Source organism: Streptomyces sp. WZ.A104 (assembly GCF_002382885.1).
GTDB lineage: Bacteria > Actinomycetota > Actinomycetes > Streptomycetales > Streptomycetaceae > Streptomyces.
On the sequence record NZ_NWVL01000151.1, the window covers coordinates 1 to 5,146 of the forward strand.

5 protein-coding genes are annotated in these 5,146 nt (G+C 71.4%); all 5 read right to left on the minus strand.

The window, feature by feature from the left end:
* A partial coding sequence (locus CIB93_RS36680) for a trypsin-like peptidase domain-containing protein (RefSeq protein ID WP_373558843.1) occupies positions 1–910 on the minus strand: 910 nt, incomplete at its 3' end.
* A gap of 224 nt (positions 911–1,134) precedes the next feature.
* Positions 1,135–2,037: a tRNA pseudouridine(55) synthase TruB gene (gene truB / locus CIB93_RS36685; RefSeq protein ID WP_096633096.1), complete on the minus strand. Its 903-nt coding sequence runs from the start codon at positions 2,035–2,037 to the stop codon at positions 1,135–1,137.
* On the minus strand, positions 2,034–2,516 hold the full coding sequence (rbfA, locus tag CIB93_RS36690) for a 30S ribosome-binding factor RbfA (protein ID WP_096633097.1): 483 nt from the start codon (positions 2,514–2,516) through the stop codon (positions 2,034–2,036). The genes truB and rbfA overlap by 4 nt, the downstream gene beginning before the upstream one ends.
* A gap of 36 nt (positions 2,517–2,552) precedes the next feature.
* Positions 2,553–2,846 (minus strand): DUF503 domain-containing protein, encoded by a 294-nt coding sequence (locus CIB93_RS36695; protein ID WP_073771471.1) that lies wholly within the window; start codon positions 2,844–2,846, stop codon positions 2,553–2,555.
* Between the two features lie 171 nt (positions 2,847–3,017).
* Positions 3,018–5,146, minus strand: a 2,129-nt coding sequence (infB, locus tag CIB93_RS36700) for a translation initiation factor IF-2 (protein WP_096633098.1), incomplete at its 5' end; no start/stop codon positions are given.

Here is a 5,146-nt window from a genome sequence, read left to right on the forward strand (position 1 = left end):
CGGCGATCGAGCTGTCGTCGGCCAGCAGGTCCGCGCCGCGGAGCCAGAGCGTGGGGGCGGGCGCCCGGCCCTCGGCGCGGCGGGCGGCGAGGGCGGCCAGCTCGGTGGTGCGGCCGGTGCCGGGCGCGCCGACGAGGCCCAGCACCAGGCCCGTACCGGCTTCGAAGGCGGTGAACTCCGCGCTGACGTCGTCGCGCTCGACCGGGGCGGTGCGGGCCTTCGGGCCGTCCGCCGAGCCGACCGATGTGGCGGTGAGCTGGAGGGCACCGGCGAGGTTGAGGTCGGGGCCGTAGCCGGGGGCGGCGAGGGCGTTGCGGCGCAGCAGGGCGTCCAGCGTGCCGTCGGCGCCCCGGGCGATCGGCAGGGCGAGCCCGGCCGCCTCGTGCGGGGTGGCCAGGGCGGTGCACAGGACGCCGAGGACCACGCCGGTGACCGGGTCGGTCACCGGCCCCCCGATGGCCGCGCCCCCGGAGCGCAGGGCGTCACGGCCGTCGGTGCCGAGCGCCAGCTCCAGGGCGGCGGCCACCGGGTGCGCGCCGTCCGGGGCGGTGTAGGTGGCGGGGGTGGTGCCGAGGACCCGGGCCTCACGCCGTCCGTGGGCGGCGATGTCCACATAGCCGCCGGGCTCGGCCCGGTCCCGCACGGCGATGGGCAGGGGTTCCGCGTCGAGCGCGTCGGGGCCGCCGGTGCGCAGCAGGGCCAGGCCCAGGGCGGGCAGTGCGGTGATGTCGTCGGGGCCGACGGTGCAGGTGCGGCCGTCGGTGCCGTGGAGGAGGAAGGGCGCCGGGGAGGCGACGGCCTGATGGGCGGTGACGACGGTGCCTCGGTCGTCCGCGACGAATCCCGTTCCTCGCGGCCGGCCGGCCTGATCGCAGATTCTTACCAGCTTCGACCGGTCCCCGCTGCCCATGGTCCGACGTTAGGACGCCGGTGATCCCGGCAGGAACGAGGACGGGGAAAGCGCCCCCCGCGCCCCCGGCATTCACTCCGAGCGCCCGTCCAATGGGGTGAATAGGCGTGTCCCCCCGGGAGCAGGGATGGTGCCGGGGGGGAACGTGGAGCGGGCACCGGGTGGGGGGTGGGTGCCCGCTCCACACATGACGTACGAGAGACGCATGGCGTACGTGAGCCGGGTCAGGCGAAGACGGCGAGGCTCTTGGCCTTGCCCTTCTCCTCCTCCACGAGCACCAGGAACGCCCCGTCCGGTCCGAACACCGCGACCGGCCCCGGCGGGTACGTGGGCATGTCCAGCCGTACCCCGTTCAGGAGCAGCTTGGCGCGCTTCTCGTCCACGTCCCAGCGGGAGAACGCGGCGGCGGCCGCCTCGGCGACCGGCATCACCGTCAGCTCCTCCTGGTGCTGGTCCAGCGTCCGGGCGGCGTCCAGTCCGTACGGGCCGACCCGGGTGCGGCGCAGCGCGGTGAGGTGTCCGCCGACGCCGAGTCCGGCGCCCAGGTCCCGGGCGAGGGCGCGGATGTACGTCCCCGAGGAGCAGACCACGGAGACGACCAGGTCCAGGACGGGGGTGCCGTCCTCGGCGACGGCCTCGCGGACGTCGTAGACGCGGAAGGAGGAGACGGTCACCGGGCGGGCCGGGATCTCGAACTCCTCACCGCCGCGCACCCGCGCGTAGGACCGCTTGCCGTCGATCTTGATGGCGCTGACCTTGGACGGGACCTGCATGATCGCGCCGGTCAGGGCCGCCACTCCGGCGTCGATCCCCTCCCGGGTCACGCCGGACGCGTCGGTGGAGGAGGTGATCTCGCCCTCGGCGTCGTCGGTGACGGTGTCCTGGCCGAGCCGGATCGTGCCCAGGTACTCCTTCTCGGTCAGCGCGAGGTGGCCGAGCAGCTTGGTGGCCCGCTGGACGCCGAGCACGAGGACTCCGGTCGCCATCGGGTCGAGCGTGCCCGCGTGGCCGACGCGGCGGGTGCGGGCGATGCCGCGCATCTTGGCGACGACATCGTGCGAAGTGAAGCCGGACGGCTTGTCGACGATGACAAGGCCGTCCGGCGTGGTGGTCTGCTGCTCGGTCATGCGGAGGTCGGGCCCTCGTTCTTGTCGGCGGAGCCGGAGGCCTCTGCCTCGTCGTCCTCGTCCTCGGGCTTGCGGTACGGGTCGGCGTCGCCGGCGTAACTCGCACCCGTGGACACCTGGCGCACCTCCGCGTCCCTGGCCCGCGCCTTGTCGAGGAGGTCCTCGATGGTGCGGGCGTTGTCCGGGAGGGCGTCCGGCACGAAGGCCAGGGTCGGCGTGAAGCGGACCCCGGTCTGCCGGCCGACCTCGGAGCGGAGGACGCCCTTGGCGCTCTCCAGCGCCGCGGCGGAGGCCGCGCGCTCTTCGTCGTCGCCGTAGACCGTGTAGAAGACCGTGGCCTCCCGCAGGTCTCCGGTGACCCGGGCATCCGTGATAGTCACGAATCCCAGCCGCGGATCCTTGATTCGCCGGTCCAGGGTCTCCGCGACCACGACCTGGATGCGATCGGCCAGCTTGCGGGCCCGCGCGTTGTCGGTCACCGGTCCGTCACTCTTCCTTCTGATTTCACTCGACTGTCAGTCTTCGTCACTGTGCAGCCGCCGTCTCACCGACAGCAGCTCCACCTCGGGACGCGCGGCGACCAGCCGCTCGCACCGGTCCAGTACATCCGTGAGGTGTCCGGTGTCCCCGGAGACCACGGCAAGGCCGATCTCGGCCCTGCGATGGAGATTCTGTCCGCCGGTCTCGGCCGCGCTCACCGCGTACTTGCGCTGGAGCTCGGCCACGATCGGGCGGACGACGGAACGCTTCTCCTTCAACGACCGTACGTCGCCGAGGAGCAGATCGAAGGACAGGGTCCCCACATACATGTGTGTCCGGATGTCCCGCCGGTTCGGGTTCGTGCCCCGCCAGAGCTTGCCGGGGACACCAGAACCGTACCGGAACGGCCGGAGCCGATCGACGGAAATACGACCCGTCGACCGGCTCCGACCGTGGTGGAAGGGGCCCGGGGCGAGGCCCGGGACCCTTCCCTCTGCGGATCAGCCCCGCGGCTTCTCGCGCATCTCGTACGTCGCGATGACGTCGTCGATCTTGATGTCGTTGAAGTTTCCGAGGTTGATACCGCCCTCGAAGCCTTCGCGGATCTCGGTGACGTCGTCCTTGAAGCGGCGCAGACCGGAGATGTTGAGGTTCTCCGCGATGACCTTGCCATCGCGCAGCAGGCGCGCCTTGGTGTTGCGCTTGACCTCGCCGGAGCGGACCAGCACACCGGCGATGTTGCCCAGCTTGGACGAGCGGAAGATCTCGCGGATCTCCGCCGTACCGAGCTCGACCTCTTCGTACTCCGGCTTGAGCAGGCCCTTGAGGGCCGCTTCGATCTCTTCGATCGCCTGGTAGATGACCGAGTAGTACCGGACGTCCACGCCCTCGCGCTCGGCCATCTGCTCGGCACGCCCTGCGGCGCGCACGTTGAAGCCGATCACGATGGCGTCGGAGCCGGTCGCCAGGTTGATGTCCGACTCGGTGACCGCACCCACACCGCGGTGCAGGATCCGGATGTCGACCTCTTCACCGACGTCGAGCTGGAGCAGCGAGGACTCGAGAGCCTCCACCGAACCGGACGCGTCGCCCTTGATGATGAGGTTGAGCTCCTGGACCAGACCGGCCTTGAGCGCCTCGTCCAGGTTCTCCAGGGAGAACCGGACACCCTTGCGGGCGAAGTTGGCGTTGCGCTCACGGGCGGCACGCTTCTCGGCGATCTGACGGGCCGTACGGTCCTCGTCGACCACCAGGAGGTTGTCGCCGGCACCCGGGACGTTGGTGAGACCGAGCACCAGGACGGGGGTCGACGGACCCGCTTCCTGGACGTTCTGACCGTTGTCGTCGAGCATCGCCCGGACCCGGCCGTACGCGTCGCCCACGACCACCGTGTCACCGATGCGCAGCGTTCCGCGCTGGACCAGGACGGTCGAGACGGCACCGCGGCCGCGGTCGAGGTGGGACTCGATCGCGATGCCCTGCGCGTCCTGCTCCGGGTTGGCCCGCAGGTCGAGCGAGGCGTCGGCGGTGAGGACGACGGCCTCCAGGAGGGACTCGATGTTGAGGCCCTGCTTGGCGGAGATGTCGACGAACATGGTGTCGCCGCCGTACTCCTCGGCCACCAGACCGAACTCGGTGAGCTGACCGCGCACCTTGGTCGGGTCGGCGCCCTCGACGTCGATCTTGTTGACCGCGACCACGATCGGCACCTCGGCCGCCTTGGCGTGGTTCAGCGCCTCGATCGTCTGGGGCATCACACCGTCGTTGGCCGCCACCACGAGGATCGCGATGTCGGTCGACTTCGCACCACGGGCACGCATGGCGGTGAACGCCTCGTGACCCGGGGTGTCGATGAAGGTGATCTTCCGGTCCTCGCCGTTGACCTCGGAGGAGACCTGGTAGGCACCGATGTGCTGGGTGATGCCACCGGCCTCGCCCGCGACCACGTTGGTCTTGCGGATCGCGTCCAGGAGTCGGGTCTTACCGTGGTCGACGTGACCCATGACGGTCACGACCGGCGGACGCGAGACCAGGGCCTCTTCGCCGCCCTCGTCCTCGCCGAACTCGATGTCGAAGGACTCGAGCAGCTCGCGGTCCTCCTCCTCGGGGCTGACGATCTCCAGGACGTAGTTCATCTCCTCGGCGAGAAGCCGGAGCGTCTCGTCGGAAACGGACTGCGTGGCGGTGACCATCTCGCCGAGGTTCATCATCACGGCGACGAGCGACGCCGGGTTGGCGTTGATCTTCTCCGCGAAGTCGGTGAGGGAGGCACCGCGCGACAGCCGGACGGCCTGTCCGTTGCCGCGGGGCAGCATGACGCCGCCGACGGACGGGGCCTGCATGGCCTCGTACTCCTGGCGCCTCTGCCGCTTCGACTTACGGCCACGACGCGCCGGACCGCCGGGACGGCCGAACGCACCCTGTGTGCCACCACGGCCACCGGGACCACCCGGACGACCGCCGAAGCCGGGACGGCCGCCGAAGCCGCCGCCACCGCCGGGACGACCGGCACCGCCGCCGCCACCGGGACCGGCCGGACGACCGGCGAAGCCGCCGCCACCGCCGCCACCGGGACGACCGGCGAAGCCGCCGCCACCGCCGGGACGACCGCCGCCGCCACCGGGACGAC